Raw genomic sequence first — 14,633 nt, 5'->3', positions numbered from 1 at the left:
TGGATTAAATCCGAGCACTTAATTTGCTATGCTCAGTTTAATCCGGCGAGGGTGGTTCAGTTTGCCCGGCTCATCCACCCAATGGCATATGCATGGCAAAGGTGCCTTTTCCTTTAGTTCTTGAAAGGTTAGTTGTACACTTGAATAATCAAACCCAATATGTTCCGCGCCCTCTTCCAGACTTGTCAGTGAAATTCCAATGCTTTCCGAGTTGCAAACCTCTCTTAATACATCTTGGTCAACATTTTTTCCGTAATGTTGGGCCACTATCATGAGGGAAGTTGGGCCACAGTCGTTTGTGTCCAGTTGTAGTATTTCAGGAAATTTTTTAATCAAACTCATGATATCTTTAAACCAAGATAAAAATGTTGTTAAAACTTAAGGTTAATCTTCACCTTTTTACGATGAAAAGCATTTTTAAAGGTTTTTTTAAGCGTTTTATAAATTGAGCATGTTCTTAAGTATTGCGTGATCCGGTTTTTTGTTTCGATCCTGGGATTTATAAACCTTGCATTAACAATCGGAACCACTATGAAAAACAGGATTAGAATCGTACAGGTAGAAAGTAACGGAGTCTCTCTCGAAGCATTTTTAAACGGTGCATCGGTGAACAATGAAATTACCCGACCATACAATGGCCAGGTAATTCCCATTAACAGTGCAGTTGCAAATAGAATGCGAGCATGAGTAATCAAATTAGTCGATTTCATAGACTCGCTTATTTGCTCTTTCATTCTCAATTGTTTCCCTCAATTCGTTTGGGAAACGCTTATCGTTTCTTATGCCGTTCATAAAGATGGATCTATTGAACTTATCCGATGTAATCAAGGTAATGTCCATAGTTCCAATGATTCGTGATATTAAAGACCTATATCTCTTAAGGTCTTTGATTCTATAATACTGAACATAATCGTTTTGAATGCTGAAAATTCCTTTGGATATTTCAATATGCTCATTGTCAAATCTGTATTTTATGGAACATAGGTAGGCAACCTTATAGAAATAAACCACTAAGAAGATTGTAAACACAAAGTATCCTATCAATCGGAATCCATTTGCTTCAAATTCGTTGAATACCGGTACCAGTCTAATCGCCAACAAGGAAAAAATTCCCAAAATCGGGATGCTTGCAAACTTTAGAAGGGCATACTGGAGCCTTGGTCTGTATGTTTGGTTTTGAATATTTGTCATAAGTTGAAAACTTTCCATTTTGTCATTTTTAGTAATTGCCAATTGGGTAATGTCTTCACGAACTAACAAGGCATTTCCCATATTGGCATAGTTAAAATCAAGGACCAAACGTTAGGCATAAAACGCTACAATTTCCTCAAAGTCCTTTTCTATCATATCAACCAAGTCATAAAAAAAGTACTTGGTGCTCAAATGAACATTGTGTTCGTCTCTATTTTTTTTTGCCACAGAAAACAATACGTCCATATACATTTTATAGTATTCATTATTCACGGCGATAACTAATTTGAAAATATCATCACCTTCAGCATATCTTTCACTTTTTGGTCTTTTCCCAGACCTTTTTATATGCTTTATAAATCCTACCGGTGCACCATAGTAACTGTTTTCGTTTTCCAATTTGTTCTTAAAGTAGTTTAAGCTTAACCGGAACAAATCATTTTTCGTAAACCAATGGTTGCTTAGGCACCTTATAAACTCATCCGATAGGTTGTTATATCGATGGTTTAGAGTTTTATGAATCTTCCACACAAACACCTTCTTATCTGTTGTCTTGTTCTCTTCTTCTAATTCTGTGTCAATTGCTTGCATCTCTTTAACTCAATATAATATTGTTATAAATATAGTTTAAATAGTTTAAAAAATATATAATATTTATATTTTTTTAAAGTACCTTAAAGGCCATAAATCTTTACTTATGAAAAAGTTCATTCTATTCGCGTTCTTGTGCATATCGGTAAGCGTTTTTTCGCAAACCGAAGAGGAGGATTATTATGACGACCCAACGGATGAAGAGGCCCCAGACCTGGATCCGGATGTAGATGAAGACACTATTGATTATCTCTTAAACCTTGCTGGGGACGAAAGCACGAGTGGTTACGATATCAACGAGGAAACCATTTTGTATTTAATTGAAAACGGAATAAGCCCATACATAATTGAACAATATCTAAATGGGGTGTCGGAGCCATATATTGATGATATCATCGAGGGGTTGCTTTATGATTACGAGCGCGCTTTAGCTGATGAAATTTTTACGGACTTGACCGATGGGGACGGTGAGTTCGACTTCGATTTACTGGATCATCTTAATCCGGAAGATATGGCCGCAGCCACCCAATCAATGGAAGATTTGATTGCTTACTATTCCCAAGGGGACCCTAACGCCCTGAATCTCGATGCGACCAAAATTAAGGAAGGTTTTCTGCAATTCATAAATTCCAATAAGAACTATCTTATAACCAATGCAGAATATATCATAGTCTTTAATCTGATATTGGACTTGGTAAACAATGATTTAAATGTGTTGGAGCTTTTAAGGGTAGCTGGACTTCCTACCGAGTCCATCCTTGGCAATCCCATAACGCGGATTTATGACAGGCACATGACTTCCCATTTGGAAAACTTCAGGGAAACCATAAGCCTTTCCAAGCTGGACAATTTAGGTACCGGGTTTGACAATGCGGTAAGAGACAATTTTGATCCGGACCTCGCTGATATGATTCTCAATGGCTACTAGACTATTTAATGCCTTAGCGCTTTTACTACTTTGTTCCGGATACTTGTACGCTCAAAGGAGCGCCCGCACACCCGAGGAACAACTGTATCAATTGCATCGTGAAAATCTTGAGGAGTGGAAAAATTCTTCAGAGGTCCAAAAACTACTTCAAAAACACCCCCAACTACAAGAAGTTATCTCTGGCATCAACCCAAACAAAGTTGACCAATCAGATAATTATAAGGTGATGGGTTTTCTCCAAATGCTCACTTCAGAGGAGCTTCTTTCGTCCGAGGTGGACATGATGATGCAAATATTGAGTCCCGAAAACGTTGGTTATATTGAGGACTTCTATTGGATGATAATCAATTCCCCAAAATCAAAAAAGGTGGCCGACTTAGTAGTGGACCACCTTCAGAACATTCGTCAAAAGCTTGAAACCGAAATTAGTTCATTAAACAAGAATTAATTTACATCTGCTGGGTCTATATCGAAGCTGTAAGAAACGTTATCACTGGTAGCAGTTTGATTGAAGGTTTCGCTCTGTACGGTTTCTCCGTCCAATCTAATAACGATACTTAAAGTCATATCGCCAACATCCATAACCCCAGGTTCTGGCTCTCCAACAATTAATGTTCCCGTTAATTGGGTTGCGGAACCTACTCCAGAGATGGTACAATTCCCAAAATCCGAAATGTCATAAACGATAAGATTAGGTACATTTTCGTCGTTACAATTGCTAATCTGAGTGCCGGTCATCGTAGCAGTGATTGAAGATAGGTATTGCCCAAAGTCACCTGTTTGGGTGAGTTCTATTTCAAAACGTCCGGAGCTGATTTCGTCGTTTGGTGCTTCATCATCACTACATCCAATAATAACAAGGATGATTAAAAGAGGTAAAAAACCTCTGAGTCTTTTACTATTAATTTGATATGCCAATTCCATTTTTACGGTTTATAGTTTTTAAATCATTTTTTGCCATCTTCCAGGCTTCCTTTTGGTTGTTGGCCAACGGGCCAACGTAGTCAATCATCATGGTTTTCCCAGACGCGTTCTTATTCTCAACTTTTCCGATTACATAGACTTGATTGTTTTTTAGTTTTCTTAAATCACTGTTTTGAAGTTCTTTTTCTACCAAAAGCTTATTCTTTTTGTACTGTTTTGGATAGCTTGTTAAGGAACTTAAATTTCTTTTCCAAGCGGAGAAAACTGCAATTTGTTCCATGAACCTAAATTCCTTTTTTGTGAACCTTCTTTCACCATCCATAAAAAAAGCCTCTGGCGAAGCATTCCGATATTGATTCTTGAAGTCTCTAAATTCCCTGGACAATAGATTGTCAATTATAGCTCTTACCAACATTCTCAATCAATTTCGTAAACACCTTTTCGCGTTCGGTTGATTTCCACCAACTCTCTAAGGACTTCGTGGATGTTGGTACTGGGTATTGCTATCATATGAAACAACGGATGCGATTTATCGGAGGTAATTAATGATACGTGCATTGCAGTCAAGAGCCTAATAAGGAATGGCTTTCTTACCATAAGATCCTTGACACGATACAGCTCGATAAAATCAGAGTTGATCGAGAACACCCCTCTTACATGTTCAATTTGTTCATCGGTTATTTTGTACTTATGGGAAAGGATATACGCAACCTTGTATAAGTAGATACATAATGCTATCAGGAATATACCCGCAACGTAGGGGTAGGTTTTGGTTTCGTCCAAAGTGGCCCAGATTAAATCCGTCCTTTGAAGATAGTCCACCAGGTAATAGGCAGCGACTCCGATAATTGCTAAGCCTAAAAGCAATCCTGATGGTTTCAAAATCGCATAGAGTGGTGTGGGCTTCAGTGTAATTGTTTTCTTTTGCATAATTGCTGTAAAAATGAGTCGTAATATTTTAAAGGCTTAAGTGTTTTGGGGCCCAAGTCGTAGTGTTTTCGGTAGAAATCAATTATTAGGTTCCGCATTGAGAAATAATCGTATTCTCTAGTTTTTCCTTTGAGGTTATTTACCTGAATGCCGTCAAATCCTTGGGATATTTTGATTTCCCCCGCTTTACCAGTATAGGCCAATAAAAATTGTGCATCCTGTAATGCCGCTAATTGCCCCTTTCCAAATGAGCAGATTGGTCTTGATTTTGGGAACATGGTTTTAACAACATCAACATGTTCTGTTTTAAAGGTCTTTGGGAATACAACCAAGGCTTCATAAGGCTTTAAACCATCTTTCAAGGATAGGTATGAAAGCGCTTCCACCGGACAATTGAAAATATAGACACTAGAGGCCAATCTAACGTCCTGTTTCGATAGTACGATTAAGGCCAAAGTATCCACTTCGCCCTTGGTTCTATTCATGGTTTCCCCGTTGAAGCAGATTGAATAGGCCTTTACATTGTTCAACGGATTATGGTAAAGGAATTCTAGGCCTACCGCTCCCCCATTGTATTTGTATGAATTGATATGGCCTTCAAAAAAAGCGAGCGCCTTCTCTGTGAAGCCAATGGAATTAACAACTGGGTTTTGCAGAATATCAGTATGAGAATCCATTTTTCTGTTTGAGAGATTGTTTCTGGTCGTTTTGTTGTCCTTTGTCCAAAACTTTCCCAATTTCTTTGGTAAGGCGGTCCATGGTAGTCTCTTGTATATTATCCGGTTTTTTAACGCTGCTATATGATACCCTACCATCAGCTTTAACGCTCTGGATCACATAGTCGCCTGACTTCTGCGCGAAGGTAAAAGTGGTCCCTGCTCTAAGGTCGGCGCCTTTATTACGCTCCTGCTGGATATTCCTGGGCTGCTCACTATAACCTTTTGAAGAGCTAAGGTCCATTTTAATGTTTTTTCCTCCTACTGCTATGGACTCATCCCTTCTAATCTTGGCCAAATCGTTTTTGGTCAAGGGGAAATTTAAATCCTTTGTATTTACCTTGAGAACCTCATTGGTTTGCCGATCTCTTTGGAATATGTAATTGTTCTTTTCCCCGTTCTCGTTCTCCATCTGTTTTACAACGGTTCCTCCGCGCTCAAGCTTGTTGGATTCATTGACAGTAAGGTCTTTGACCCGTTCCATCTTCTCCCTTACGGGATGTACTTTTAATCCGAACTTTCCGTTTTCCCTTACTTCATTGGTAAAAGACAGTTTTACGTCTTGGGTTATCGAACGGTCTTTATCCAATTGAATGGTAACCGGCATTAGCTCCGATCTCTTTCCGGACAATAATGCCACCAACAGGCTCCGATTGTCGATGAGCTGCCGTTCTGAAATGCCTAATTTTTTAAAGTCCTCCATCGGGACTTGATTTAGCCCACTTATCATAATTTTAGATATTTTGATGTTGTAATTACGTCTAAATATAATATATTTATATATTATGGTAAAATTATTTTTGTTTTTCTTCTCATTTGGCTTTATTGGAACCGCCCAATTCAATACCGTGTACAACTCTAACGACGCGGTTACACTGCAAACCATTGAAAAAGAAGTAGCCATTGAAAATGCAACTGAAGAGCATGGCCAACAGGTTAACAGAATGTATTCGTTTGTCCTTCCCCTTGACACCATTCGCATCAACAGCTATTTTGGGATGAGACTCCATCCAATTTATGGGGAGCTAAAAAGGCATAACGGTATTGACCTATGGTCTGAAAATTCAAATGTTTATTCAGTTACAAGCTGTATCGTAAAAGATGTGGGCTACTCCAATAGCTTTGGAAGTTATATAAGGTTAGTTTCAGGAGATATGGAATTCGTTTATGCGCACCTATCACACGTATATGTTACCAAAGGAAATTTTATAAAGTCGGGTGCGCTGATTGGAAGGACGGGAAATACTGGAGCTTCAACAAAAGATCATTTACATTTCGAGGTGCTGTTCAAAAACAAACATTTGGATCCCTTGGCCTTTATCCGAGATCTTCTTCAGATTCACGAATTGAATCCTTGATCTTGTTCAATTTTTCCAGCATATCCACCTCGAAGTAATCAAGCTGTCTTAAGGTTATGGCATTGTTAAGGCTAGCCCTTTGTTCCTCTTCCCCGACTTCTGTTACTACAAAATCCTCCGAAAGCAAGTTCTCGACATAAAAATGTTGGGAAAAGAAATTTACCAGGCTTAAAAACGTTTCTACCGAAAACTGTGATTTTTTCTCAAGAAAAGATATTGTGTTCTGTCCAGGGAGATTGCATTCTTTTGCAAGGTCAGATTGACTTAGCCCCAGTGTTTTTCTATAGTGGAGCATCCTTTGAGCAATTTTATCCCTATCAATTGGCATGTTTTACCTTTCTATATTGCCTCACAATATAATCAACTTCTGATTTTATTTTTAGCATATTGGTCATTAAAATCCTGTTTTTTGATTCCTTGTCCTCAAATGTGTAGTATTTAGGGAGGGGTGGATATGCTTGCTCCTCTTGTTCTACTTTTTGCTGGTCGATAAGGATTTTGCACCGGTATGTATTTGGGTTTTCATTAGTTTTAGATTGAGTGGCAAATCCGAAAGCCAGCTTCGCCACAATCTCTCCCGTGCGTAGGTCTGCCACCTTACTGGAGGGTATCAAATTATCCATTTGTTCCCTTACGCTCGTCGTTGTTTCTCGTCTCGAAATGTTTACCCCTTTGGCCAATTGCCTGCTCTTTCCAAAAAGTCGCTCCAGCCACATCAGCGTATCTTTACTCTTAACACTACCGGAAACAACATTCCCGACCACGCTTGTAATGGTATCCGCAATCTGTTTTCCGTACCCCTCTACCAATTGGGGAAGCTCTTGGAAACCTAACATCACGGCCACTTTATTGCTTCTGGCGGTGGCTATCAAATTTTGAATCTTATAGAAGAAAATGGTTGACAACTCATCCACTACCACCGCACATGGATGGTTGCCCTTGGTGTTTATCTGTTTGGTCAGTGTGTTCAGCAATAGTGAATTTATTGTTGAATTGGTTGCTTCTGTCTTGGGAGAATTCGCAATTACAAAGATACTTGGACACTTTGGGTTGGATATTCTCAAGTCCACGTCATTGTCGGAAAACACCCAAGCTGCCTCTTTCGTGTTGAGCTTGCCCAAGTGCACCCGTAATGTACCCAATTGGCCCTCAAGCTGCGCGTAGGTTTCGGTTTGGTGTGCAGAAATAAATGGGGATAGTAGTGATTCCAGTTCAGGCTCCGAAAGGAGCACGTTAAAAATATCATCGTATCCTTTGTTCAAAAACGATAGGACATGCGGAAGGGTAGAGTAAATGCCTCCTTTGTATCTAGAGAAAAAGAAAAGTGTTGCTGCCAAGAAATTTATCGCGGATTGGGAAAAGAATTGTTGTGATCCCCCTTCAGCGGCCTCTGACCTTTTTTGAAGTGAATTTACCAGTGCTGCTGCCGTCTCGATTGCCGCAGCAAGCGAATCTATGTACTTTGGCATTAAAGGGTTGACCCTTCGACTATACTCAACTCTATCAAGATTGACAACATGGAACTTAAGGTTCTTTATACCTCCAGGCCTTCTCTTGTTCAACCTATAATGAAAGTAGGACAGTTCGGTTAAATCTGGATATTTGTAATCATAAATAAGGGCGGTGAAGTTTTTCTTTTGCCATTGCCGGATTGAAGGCATTATGATGGAGTAAGACTTCCCAGATTCCGGTGTTCCTATAACTATGGTACCCCTAAACGGATTTGTAAGGTTGAACCATCCCTTGCGGTGCTTTCCCTTATAGTAATATTCCATCGGTAAATTGACAGAATATTGGTTCTGTTCAAGTATTTTGTTCTGTTTGAAAGACTCGTTTTCATCATTGAACTTGTCCCCTCCCAATTTGAAGCTTATGATTTTGCTGAAATTGTCCAATCCAATATGCATCAGCAGCACCCCTATTATAGAAGAAAAGAAGTAGAGATAGGACCAGTTGGTAAGCGTTGAAAGACTTACGGAAGTATCCATCCCAAACGCCACAATACTTGAAAACAAGATTAACCCACCTAGAATACCAGGTAATAGTATATGCTTGCCAACTTTAAGGTCAAGATCTTTCCTGGGCTTTGAGCCAATGCATGTAATCCCTAGTAGAACTAATGTGAATGCCTTTGAATATAGAATGTTCTCATAGACTAATAGGCCTTCCATCTTCTGCAAGACCGTATTGATAGGCCCCAAAAAAGCGCTTCCCAAAAAGATAAAGATGGCGAACTCAATCAGGACCGAGAGATAAACAAACCCTTGGAAAAGGGCGAACAACTTGTATAAGGCCTTGTTGTCCTCCATTAAATTGGAATCTTTAGCGCCAACAGGACACCATGCCGAAAGGTTCTATCGGCCCCAAACACCAACTTTGTGTCTTGCTGTATAGATAGTATTAAATTACCTCTAAGCACAAAAGAAAGTTCTATTCCGCCACCTGCAGCAATCGCGAACTCTTGTTGTTGACTTCCTCCTAAAACACCGAACCTTAAATTTGATAGGACATCGCGGTTTCTGAATAAAAGTGGCTCAAAGTAAACCCCTCCCAAATAGGCTTCTTCATTGCTCCCATTATTATCCAGGGTGGCCTCAAAAACGATTTCCCAGCCTTCATAATATCTGTTATTGTATTCAATGCCAAACCTTACCATTCCTGATTCTTGTAAGGTTACCCCTGCCGATGGTATTACATAGGTGTATCCGGACTGGGCAGCTCCCACGATAGGTATCAAGAGGAGCAAAAAAATGAATGTTCTCTTCATGTTATTAGCTTTTAAATGCATCAGCATTGAGAAGGTCGGAATAGGCTATATCCAATCTGATTTCCCTCCCTGAAATTTGGTCCTCTGCTACGTTGATGGTGAGGGTTTTCCCATCAGGAAATGTAAATTTCTTGAACACAACAATGTTGCGATGGTTTCCTTTGAACATTTCATCGCTTTGGTGGGAGTATTCGGGTTCCACTTCCACATCTTGGCTACTTCTTTTCCTTTTGACCTTTTTATCCACGATTTTATAGCGGATTTCATCAATGGAATAGGGAATGTTCGTGTTGTTTGACAATGTATAATCAAGAAAAATATAGTCTTCTACGACCCAAATGTTATTTAGTTTCAACCGTTGTCTGAACTTCTTGCTTACCACGGAGTTTATGGATGATTTGGTAAGCATCATCTTTTCGGCATAGTCCTTTATTCTTATTGAATTCAGTGTTTCATTTTTATTGTCGAAAGTGATTTGTCCATCGGAAATCTTTACACGTTTGTCCGCAAGATCCGGGGAAGGTGTATATTTCAATCGATATTGCCTAAATTCAGCTTCAGTGATAACAGTTAGAACCCCAAGATCTTCACTTGTTGGTTTTTCCGGCCGAATACGCAATACGTTCTTCAAAGGGAAATCCCCTTTGACCCTATCGGTCGAAAGGTCCATGTAATCCAGCTCATAATCGCTTACAAAATGGGTCGTTACATTTTCATTCAGTTTTACGATTGGGATATTCTGCGCGAATCCTCCCATTGAAATCATAAAAATCAGTAATAGTGCTATTTTTTTCATCGTGTTACTCGTTAATTAGATAGACTTGTGTGTTATATTTCAAAAACGCCTTGTTCTTCCTCAAGGCCTTGCTTACGGCTCTAGTAGCGGAATTTATTGACCTGGAAACGGAGCGGTACAGTTGCTCTGTTGTTCTCCCTTGGCCTTGTTGTCCCTGGCCAATCCCTGCCCCCATAGTGTTTCCGCTTTGTGCTGCAGAAATTCCCAAATCGCTCACAAATTGCCGAAACTGACTATCAGGTACATAAATTCCCCGTATTCCATCATTGTCATATAGTGTTATTTTTACGGGCACAATGGAGTCTGCAACCACTATGGAGTTGACATTGATTTCTACCCTATGGGATTCAAATCCCTCGACCTCTCCATATATGTATTTACCCTTTTTTAAGAGATAATCATGGACAAACGTATCTTGCAATAATCGAATTCTGACCCGTGAACCCTCATATACCTTGACTCCCTCATCAAGCAAAGCGACAATCTTCTTCTCGGCATTGTTCTTTTTTACGGTGTTCCAGAAACCTGAATCATCGTTGTTTCCCAAACTTATCCTTTGGATAACCTTTTGTTCGGTTTGCTCCTCCTGAAGTACGGGGTCTACCTTTGGTTTAGAGGAGGCATACTTTTCGGGAAACTGAATAGAATCTATAATCCGCATCTGTTCAATGAACTCATCCTTCTCACTCTTCTTGCTTCTTTCAAGACCGGTGGTGGTGTATGAAGGACTTCTCCTTTTTTTGGTTCTCGGAACAGTTTGCCTCTTTTTCGTAGCCGATTTCTTTTGATAAGCATCCTTTCGCTCCTGGATCAAGTTTTGGAGCGAATCAATCTTTCTCTGTTCTTCCGGTGTTATTACCTCACTCTTCGCAGTTTCTTCCAGCTCCTCCCCTATTAGATTTGTATTGGAATGCTTTCTTTTTTCAATGAGTTGCTTTTTGAAAGCTTCAAGCTTTCCGTCTTCTTCCTCATTGGGAAGCATAGGTTCCGGTATTTCGGAGTTAATCCCCGCTGTGGTCTGCAGATTGGTTACTTCTACTTCTGGTTTGAACCTTGCAAACGCAAAGTTCATCAATGCTAAAAATGGAAGTATCAAAATAGGGATGATGTACTTCGGTCTTTTAATATCAATTCTTGCCATTGTTCTCTATGTTTCTGATTTTGTTATCTAGCTCTTTTAGTCTTACCGTATCCAATTCCTCTGCCTGGAGCAATTCTTCAAGCTCTTTTTCAGCCTCCATCAATTCCATTAGGTTGTTGTAATCGCTTACCACATTGCCTCTTGAGAATTTTTGTTGCTGCCTGTTGAAATGATTTTCCATTGAATCTATCGAGGCCATCCTATTGATGTCCTTTTTACTGATATAACCGTCATTTACATGATAGGCTGCTCCGATGGCAATTAGGAAAACCATGGCCAAAAAAATCGACTTGGGATGATTTTTGACCCATCCCCTGAATGCTTCGGAATAGTTTTTTTTCTTCTCCATTAGAATGATTTCTTTCTTTTGTTCACTATATCCTTGTTCATTACCGTTCGCCAATCCGTGATAATGACTCCATGTGGATTGTTCTCCGAACGAATGACCTCCATAAGTTTACCGGTGGTCTGGAGCTGTCGGTAAATCAAGCTTGATTTCCTATCAATCCTTTGCTTTCCGAAATATTGGAACTCTAGGGTAACAGGATCCACCACAACGCTGTCGGTTGCTATTGATAGTACTGCCGAGGAACTCATGATTTGATTGTAAAAGCCGCGCTCTCTTAGATTGTTGTATTCCTTTAAACCAGAATCGTCAATTAAGTACATCGACTTCTCAATGTTCTTTTTGATAAACTCGTTATCCGGAGGAACTGTAAAGAACAAATGGTGGAACATATTTACATGGCTTTTGTATTCCACCTGACGGTTTTCCGCAACGTCCGTTCTTTTTAATAGAATCGGCACACCGTTGTCAAGGACATAAATTTTACTTCTCTCTTCTTTAGCGCTGCTGTAACTCAGGTACATTGCCCCTACAGCTATTAAAACTGCGGCCAATAATCCCATTACGACTGCGAAACGAGCTAGTTTTATTTTGGTTTCAATATTCTTTATCATGGTGTTAAGTTTAAATTGCTGCTTTCGTTACTGCGGTTCCTGCCGATTTCAATGCGTTTGTGGCTTTCCCTCCTAATTGCCCTGCGGACCCCATAGATATTATCCAGTTGCTTACAATTGGAATGGATAGCATTCCAAACGCCCCGATGATCAATGCCACCAAAAGGGAGGTTTCTGTAATGTTGGGTTGAACCGCATAGGAAATGAATACGCTTCTAGGGGCCTCGTTCGTTAGGTAATCCAAGAACGCTACCTCTCTTGTCAAGGCGCTGTTTACAAAAATCATAGCGGTGTTGATTGCCAAATGTCCGAGCAACCCATATAAAAGCACTGAAACGAACCTTGATATCCATTTTAAGTATGCGTCCTTAAAACCAGGCACAATGCTAACCGCAAAAGCGAATGGACCCAGTGCGACAAGAATTCCCCCTATGAGCGCCTTTAGATAGAAAATCAAATACATGCACGCTTTGAAGAAGGCGAGCACAATCCACTCTATAACCGAGAACATGAGGTATTTGATTTTGGCAGTTACCATCACCCGTAAGGCATCCAATCTGAGATTCAGGGTTTCAATACTTCCGAGTACGATATCCCACCATGCATTGTCTTCAGAAGCTTCCAAGCTTTCTTCGTACCTATCAGCATCAGAATTTATTCTTTCTATCAAGGCCGTATAAGCTACCTGCCTTTGTTGAAAAAGTTCATTCGTCCTGTTAATGGTATTCTCGGTTATACCCTCACCGGTGTTTTCAATGACCTTCATCGGGAACTCAATCATGTTCACGAATGTTCCCCAGAACAAAATCACAAGCAGAAGCGCAAAAGGACGTACCAACGGCATGATATCCACATCGCTGTCCCCCACCATAATTCCATAGCCCTTAACACCAAAATAAAGGACCATTAAAATGGCAACCAATGATCGTGCATGGACCAAAAACGATCCCCCCATGGCCTTCATCTCCCTATAAAGTGCATTGATGTCCCCGAAAATTGCGGCATCAATAATTTGTATTAATTCATCCATTTTTTTGAATTTTAGCGTTCTTCTATTTCAAGTTCCTCTTCGAATATCATGTACCGTGAAATGTGCTGCAGTACAGCAATAAAATCATCTAAGTCCTTGATATAATTGTTTATGGCGTCCGATTTTTCAGCATCTCCTATATAGGAATCCTCAACTATGTCAATTTTCTCCCGTTGCATAAAGAATAGGTCTTCGATACGCAATAGCTCCTCCACCGGCATACCCCTATCCATAAGGGATTCCATTAAAAAATCAATCCGTTCATAGCGTTCCACCACCCTATCCTCATCAAAAAGAATCCACCGCTTTTTTATCACCTTGTCGAGAGCCAGGTTTATCTCTCTCCGGAAAATGGTATCAATCGATTTTTTCTGATTGTCCGTATAGTCCTTGGTTATTGTAGTGGACACCATAATCGGGGCCAATTGCAGAATATTTCTCCGGTCCTCATTGTCGTATTTTCTATAGGCAATCTTGAACCACCACCATGGTCTAAATCGGTTCCACCGTTTGTATACCCTTCGTTCAAAAGCATACTCCGAATTCTTCCGTTGGGCAGTAGCATCCTCAATCGGTCCGATGGAGAAGAGCACTGAAAAGATGATTGTTATGAGTGTTAAGCGGCTCATCAGTCTATCACAAAATTTGTTATGGCATCCCTTCTGGCCTGATTGATGGCATCCCAATCAACATCCACTTCGATAGCCAAAAGATCCTCAAGCGCCTCTACTATCTCAACACCGGTGGCCATTTCCATTTTTCGCATTAATGAGTAGGTCATGGTTCTTAATTGAACCATCCTTTCCAGTATATGATGAAGTAGGTCCATTCTTTCCTTGTTGTTCATTAGATTGGCATCTCCACCCAAGACGGCTAGCGCTATTTCGGCCAAAAGACTGGCGCTCTGTTCTAGCAAAAAGGCCTCAGCCTCTAGAGCAATGATCAACAACTCTGGGTCATCCGCTACTATCTCGGCCATGCGCCTTTGATATTCCCCTATCTGATCTCCCGTTCTGACTATTTCCCGAATGGTCTGTGCATCATTAATAAAGGCTTGCACCGTCGATAATGATTCGTACAACTTCTCCTGAAGCCTTTTAATGGCATCGGTTTCAACTGCAATGGTGGTCTGCAGACCCATAATTACAGCTTCGTTATCCCTTATTTTCTTTAGGTTTTCGTTTTCTACGTAATGGCCCAAGGATACCGCAGCAACAATCGCAGCGTCTCCAGGTGATTGGGAGAATACATAATTTATTGCCATCAACATGGCCATTACCAAGGGAATGATTCTTTTCATT

At 40.1% G+C, this 14,633-nt stretch carries 22 protein-coding genes; 4 read left to right on the top strand and 18 right to left on the bottom strand.

The genetic code is table 11. The annotated features are described in order from the left end of the window. Window positions 1–18: 18 nt before the first annotated feature. Window positions 19–342, bottom strand: a complete 324-nt coding sequence (locus ACRHOZ_RS20540; protein ID WP_431130031.1) for a cysteine peptidase family C39 domain-containing protein — start codon at window positions 340–342, stop codon at window positions 19–21. A 189-nt stretch (window positions 343–531) separates the two neighbouring features. Between ACRHOZ_RS20540 and ACRHOZ_RS20535 the strand changes: the two genes are divergently transcribed. Further along, the gene (locus ACRHOZ_RS20535) at window positions 532–687 is read left to right on the top strand and encodes a hypothetical protein (RefSeq protein ID WP_431130028.1); all 156 of its coding nucleotides are present in this window, start codon (window positions 532–534) and stop codon (window positions 685–687) included. Window positions 688–696: 9 nt separating this feature from the next. Here ACRHOZ_RS20535 and ACRHOZ_RS20530 read toward each other — a convergent pair whose 3' ends face one another. Together ACRHOZ_RS20530 and ACRHOZ_RS20525 are read right to left on the bottom strand one after the other, a co-directional pair. After that, complete coding sequence (locus tag ACRHOZ_RS20530) at window positions 697–1,272, bottom strand: PH domain-containing protein (protein WP_431130025.1); 576 nt, start codon at window positions 1,270–1,272, stop codon at window positions 697–699. Between the two features lie 30 nt (window positions 1,273–1,302). Next, a complete protein-coding gene (locus tag ACRHOZ_RS20525; RefSeq protein WP_431130022.1) occupies window positions 1,303–1,782 on the bottom strand; it encodes a hypothetical protein in 480 nt (159 codons plus the stop codon). A 106-nt stretch (window positions 1,783–1,888) separates the two neighbouring features. Here ACRHOZ_RS20525 and ACRHOZ_RS20520 point away from each other — a divergent pair, with 106 nt between their 5' ends. Both ACRHOZ_RS20520 and ACRHOZ_RS20515 read left to right on the top strand, forming a co-directional pair. Then, window positions 1,889–2,710: a hypothetical protein gene (locus ACRHOZ_RS20520; RefSeq protein WP_431130019.1), complete on the top strand. Its 822-nt coding sequence runs from the start codon at window positions 1,889–1,891 to the stop codon at window positions 2,708–2,710. Then, window positions 2,700–3,158, top strand: coding sequence for a hypothetical protein (locus tag ACRHOZ_RS20515; RefSeq protein WP_431130016.1), 459 nt, complete (start codon window positions 2,700–2,702; stop codon window positions 3,156–3,158). Before ACRHOZ_RS20520 ends, ACRHOZ_RS20515 begins: the two co-directional genes overlap by 11 nt. Here the strand turns inward: ACRHOZ_RS20515 and ACRHOZ_RS20510 are convergent. From ACRHOZ_RS20510 to ACRHOZ_RS20490, 5 genes are read right to left on the bottom strand one after another with little or no spacing between them, the layout of a single operon-like run. Further along, window positions 3,155–3,634, bottom strand: coding sequence for a hypothetical protein (locus ACRHOZ_RS20510; protein ID WP_431130014.1), 480 nt, complete (start codon window positions 3,632–3,634; stop codon window positions 3,155–3,157). The genes ACRHOZ_RS20515 and ACRHOZ_RS20510 overlap by 4 nt on opposite strands. Further along, window positions 3,612–4,049, bottom strand: a complete 438-nt coding sequence (locus tag ACRHOZ_RS20505; RefSeq protein ID WP_431130011.1) for a hypothetical protein — start codon at window positions 4,047–4,049, stop codon at window positions 3,612–3,614. Before ACRHOZ_RS20505 ends, ACRHOZ_RS20510 begins: the two co-directional genes overlap by 23 nt. 2 nt (window positions 4,050–4,051) lie before the next feature. Beyond that, entirely contained in the window at window positions 4,052–4,564 is a 513-nt protein-coding gene (locus ACRHOZ_RS20500; RefSeq protein WP_431130008.1) for a PH domain-containing protein, read from the bottom strand. Next, window positions 4,540–5,241, bottom strand: a complete 702-nt coding sequence (locus tag ACRHOZ_RS20495) for a hypothetical protein (RefSeq protein WP_431130005.1) — start codon at window positions 5,239–5,241, stop codon at window positions 4,540–4,542. The genes ACRHOZ_RS20500 and ACRHOZ_RS20495 overlap by 25 nt, the downstream gene beginning before the upstream one ends. Continuing rightward, window positions 5,225–5,983 (bottom strand): DUF4099 domain-containing protein, encoded by a 759-nt coding sequence (locus ACRHOZ_RS20490; RefSeq protein ID WP_431130002.1) that lies wholly within the window; start codon window positions 5,981–5,983, stop codon window positions 5,225–5,227. The genes ACRHOZ_RS20495 and ACRHOZ_RS20490 overlap by 17 nt, the downstream gene beginning before the upstream one ends. A gap of 82 nt (window positions 5,984–6,065) precedes the next feature. On the opposite strand from ACRHOZ_RS20490, the gene ACRHOZ_RS20485 reads away from it, so the two are divergent. Continuing rightward, window positions 6,066–6,638 carry a M23 family metallopeptidase gene (locus ACRHOZ_RS20485; protein WP_431129999.1) on the top strand — a complete coding sequence of 191 codons (573 nt, stop codon included), beginning with the start codon at window positions 6,066–6,068 and terminating at the stop codon, window positions 6,636–6,638. Here the strand turns inward: ACRHOZ_RS20485 and ACRHOZ_RS20480 are convergent. The 10 genes from ACRHOZ_RS20480 to ACRHOZ_RS20435 are packed head-to-tail and all read right to left on the bottom strand — an operon-like array spanning window position 6,598 to window position 14,632. Then, window positions 6,598–6,966, bottom strand: coding sequence for a helix-turn-helix domain-containing protein (locus ACRHOZ_RS20480; RefSeq protein ID WP_431129997.1), 369 nt, complete (start codon window positions 6,964–6,966; stop codon window positions 6,598–6,600). The two genes, ACRHOZ_RS20485 and ACRHOZ_RS20480, sit on opposite strands and share 41 nt — an antisense overlap. Then, window positions 6,956–8,947 carry a type IV secretory system conjugative DNA transfer family protein gene (locus tag ACRHOZ_RS20475; RefSeq protein ID WP_431129994.1) on the bottom strand — a complete coding sequence of 664 codons (1,992 nt, stop codon included), beginning with the start codon at window positions 8,945–8,947 and terminating at the stop codon, window positions 6,956–6,958. Before ACRHOZ_RS20475 ends, ACRHOZ_RS20480 begins: the two co-directional genes overlap by 11 nt. Then, complete coding sequence (locus ACRHOZ_RS20470) at window positions 8,947–9,405, bottom strand: hypothetical protein (protein WP_431129991.1); 459 nt, start codon at window positions 9,403–9,405, stop codon at window positions 8,947–8,949. Before ACRHOZ_RS20470 ends, ACRHOZ_RS20475 begins: the two co-directional genes overlap by 1 nt. Before the next feature lie 4 nt (window positions 9,406–9,409). After that, window positions 9,410–10,201 (bottom strand): conjugative transposon protein TraN, encoded by a 792-nt coding sequence (gene traN / locus ACRHOZ_RS20465; protein ID WP_431129988.1) that lies wholly within the window; start codon window positions 10,199–10,201, stop codon window positions 9,410–9,412. Between the two features lie 4 nt (window positions 10,202–10,205). Further along, window positions 10,206–11,342: a conjugative transposon protein TraM gene (gene traM, locus ACRHOZ_RS20460; RefSeq protein ID WP_431129985.1), complete on the bottom strand. Its 1,137-nt coding sequence runs from the start codon at window positions 11,340–11,342 to the stop codon at window positions 10,206–10,208. Then, a complete protein-coding gene (locus tag ACRHOZ_RS20455) occupies window positions 11,329–11,691 on the bottom strand; it encodes a hypothetical protein (protein ID WP_431129982.1) in 363 nt (120 codons plus the stop codon). Before ACRHOZ_RS20455 ends, traM begins: the two co-directional genes overlap by 14 nt. Then, window positions 11,691–12,302, bottom strand: coding sequence for a conjugative transposon protein TraK (traK, locus tag ACRHOZ_RS20450; protein ID WP_431129979.1), 612 nt, complete (start codon window positions 12,300–12,302; stop codon window positions 11,691–11,693). The genes ACRHOZ_RS20455 and traK overlap by 1 nt, the downstream gene beginning before the upstream one ends. A gap of 10 nt (window positions 12,303–12,312) precedes the next feature. After that, window positions 12,313–13,332: a hypothetical protein gene (locus ACRHOZ_RS20445; RefSeq protein WP_431129976.1), complete on the bottom strand. Its 1,020-nt coding sequence runs from the start codon at window positions 13,330–13,332 to the stop codon at window positions 12,313–12,315. 11 nt (window positions 13,333–13,343) lie between these two features. Then, window positions 13,344–13,961, bottom strand: coding sequence for a hypothetical protein (locus ACRHOZ_RS20440; RefSeq protein ID WP_431129973.1), 618 nt, complete (start codon window positions 13,959–13,961; stop codon window positions 13,344–13,346). After that, entirely contained in the window at window positions 13,961–14,632 is a 672-nt protein-coding gene (locus tag ACRHOZ_RS20435; RefSeq protein WP_431129970.1) for a hypothetical protein, read from the bottom strand. The genes ACRHOZ_RS20440 and ACRHOZ_RS20435 overlap by 1 nt, the downstream gene beginning before the upstream one ends. Window position 14,633 lies beyond the last annotated feature (1 nt).

Source organism: Flagellimonas flava, from assembly GCF_050617915.1.
Taxonomy (GTDB): domain Bacteria; phylum Bacteroidota; class Bacteroidia; order Flavobacteriales; family Flavobacteriaceae; genus Flagellimonas; species Flagellimonas flava_A.
This window is presented reverse-complemented; position numbering and strand designations above follow the sequence as displayed.

Bases quoted from the DNA above. Each gene is read 5' to 3' on its own strand.
- ACRHOZ_RS20500 (WP_431130008.1), bottom strand. From the start codon at position 4,564: ATGCAAAAGAAAACAATTACACTGAAGCCCACACCACTCTATGCGATT.
- ACRHOZ_RS20495 (WP_431130005.1), bottom strand. From the start codon at position 5,241: ATGGATTCTCATACTGATATTCTGCAAAACCCAGTTGTTAATTCCATT.
- ACRHOZ_RS20505 (WP_431130011.1), bottom strand. From the start codon at position 4,049: ATGTTGGTAAGAGCTATAATTGACAATCTATTGTCCAGGGAATTTAGA.
- ACRHOZ_RS20490 (WP_431130002.1), bottom strand. From the start codon at position 5,983: ATGGAGGACTTTAAAAAATTAGGCATTTCAGAACGGCAGCTCATCGAC.
- traK (WP_431129979.1), bottom strand. From the start codon at position 12,302: ATGATAAAGAATATTGAAACCAAAATAAAACTAGCTCGTTTCGCAGTC.
- ACRHOZ_RS20520 (WP_431130019.1), top strand. From the start codon at position 1,889: ATGAAAAAGTTCATTCTATTCGCGTTCTTGTGCATATCGGTAAGCGTT.
- ACRHOZ_RS20510 (WP_431130014.1), bottom strand. From the start codon at position 3,634: ATGGAATTGGCATATCAAATTAATAGTAAAAGACTCAGAGGTTTTTTA.
- ACRHOZ_RS20445 (WP_431129976.1), bottom strand. From the start codon at position 13,332: ATGGATGAATTAATACAAATTATTGATGCCGCAATTTTCGGGGACATC.
- ACRHOZ_RS20530 (WP_431130025.1), bottom strand. From the start codon at position 1,272: ATGGGAAATGCCTTGTTAGTTCGTGAAGACATTACCCAATTGGCAATT.
- ACRHOZ_RS20455 (WP_431129982.1), bottom strand. From the start codon at position 11,691: ATGGAGAAGAAAAAAAACTATTCCGAAGCATTCAGGGGATGGGTCAAA.
- ACRHOZ_RS20525 (WP_431130022.1), bottom strand. From the start codon at position 1,782: ATGCAAGCAATTGACACAGAATTAGAAGAAGAGAACAAGACAACAGAT.
- ACRHOZ_RS20485 (WP_431129999.1), top strand. From the start codon at position 6,066: ATGGTAAAATTATTTTTGTTTTTCTTCTCATTTGGCTTTATTGGAACC.
- ACRHOZ_RS20470 (WP_431129991.1), bottom strand. From the start codon at position 9,405: ATGAAGAGAACATTCATTTTTTTGCTCCTCTTGATACCTATCGTGGGA.
- ACRHOZ_RS20515 (WP_431130016.1), top strand. From the start codon at position 2,700: ATGGCTACTAGACTATTTAATGCCTTAGCGCTTTTACTACTTTGTTCC.
- ACRHOZ_RS20440 (WP_431129973.1), bottom strand. From the start codon at position 13,961: ATGAGCCGCTTAACACTCATAACAATCATCTTTTCAGTGCTCTTCTCC.
- ACRHOZ_RS20480 (WP_431129997.1), bottom strand. From the start codon at position 6,966: ATGCCAATTGATAGGGATAAAATTGCTCAAAGGATGCTCCACTATAGA.
- ACRHOZ_RS20540 (WP_431130031.1), bottom strand. From the start codon at position 342: ATGAGTTTGATTAAAAAATTTCCTGAAATACTACAACTGGACACAAAC.
- ACRHOZ_RS20435 (WP_431129970.1), bottom strand. From the start codon at position 14,632: ATGAAAAGAATCATTCCCTTGGTAATGGCCATGTTGATGGCAATAAAT.
- ACRHOZ_RS20475 (WP_431129994.1), bottom strand. From the start codon at position 8,947: ATGGAGGACAACAAGGCCTTATACAAGTTGTTCGCCCTTTTCCAAGGG.
- traM (WP_431129985.1), bottom strand. From the start codon at position 11,342: ATGGCAAGAATTGATATTAAAAGACCGAAGTACATCATCCCTATTTTG.
- ACRHOZ_RS20535 (WP_431130028.1), top strand. From the start codon at position 532: ATGAAAAACAGGATTAGAATCGTACAGGTAGAAAGTAACGGAGTCTCT.
- traN (WP_431129988.1), bottom strand. From the start codon at position 10,201: ATGAAAAAAATAGCACTATTACTGATTTTTATGATTTCAATGGGAGGA.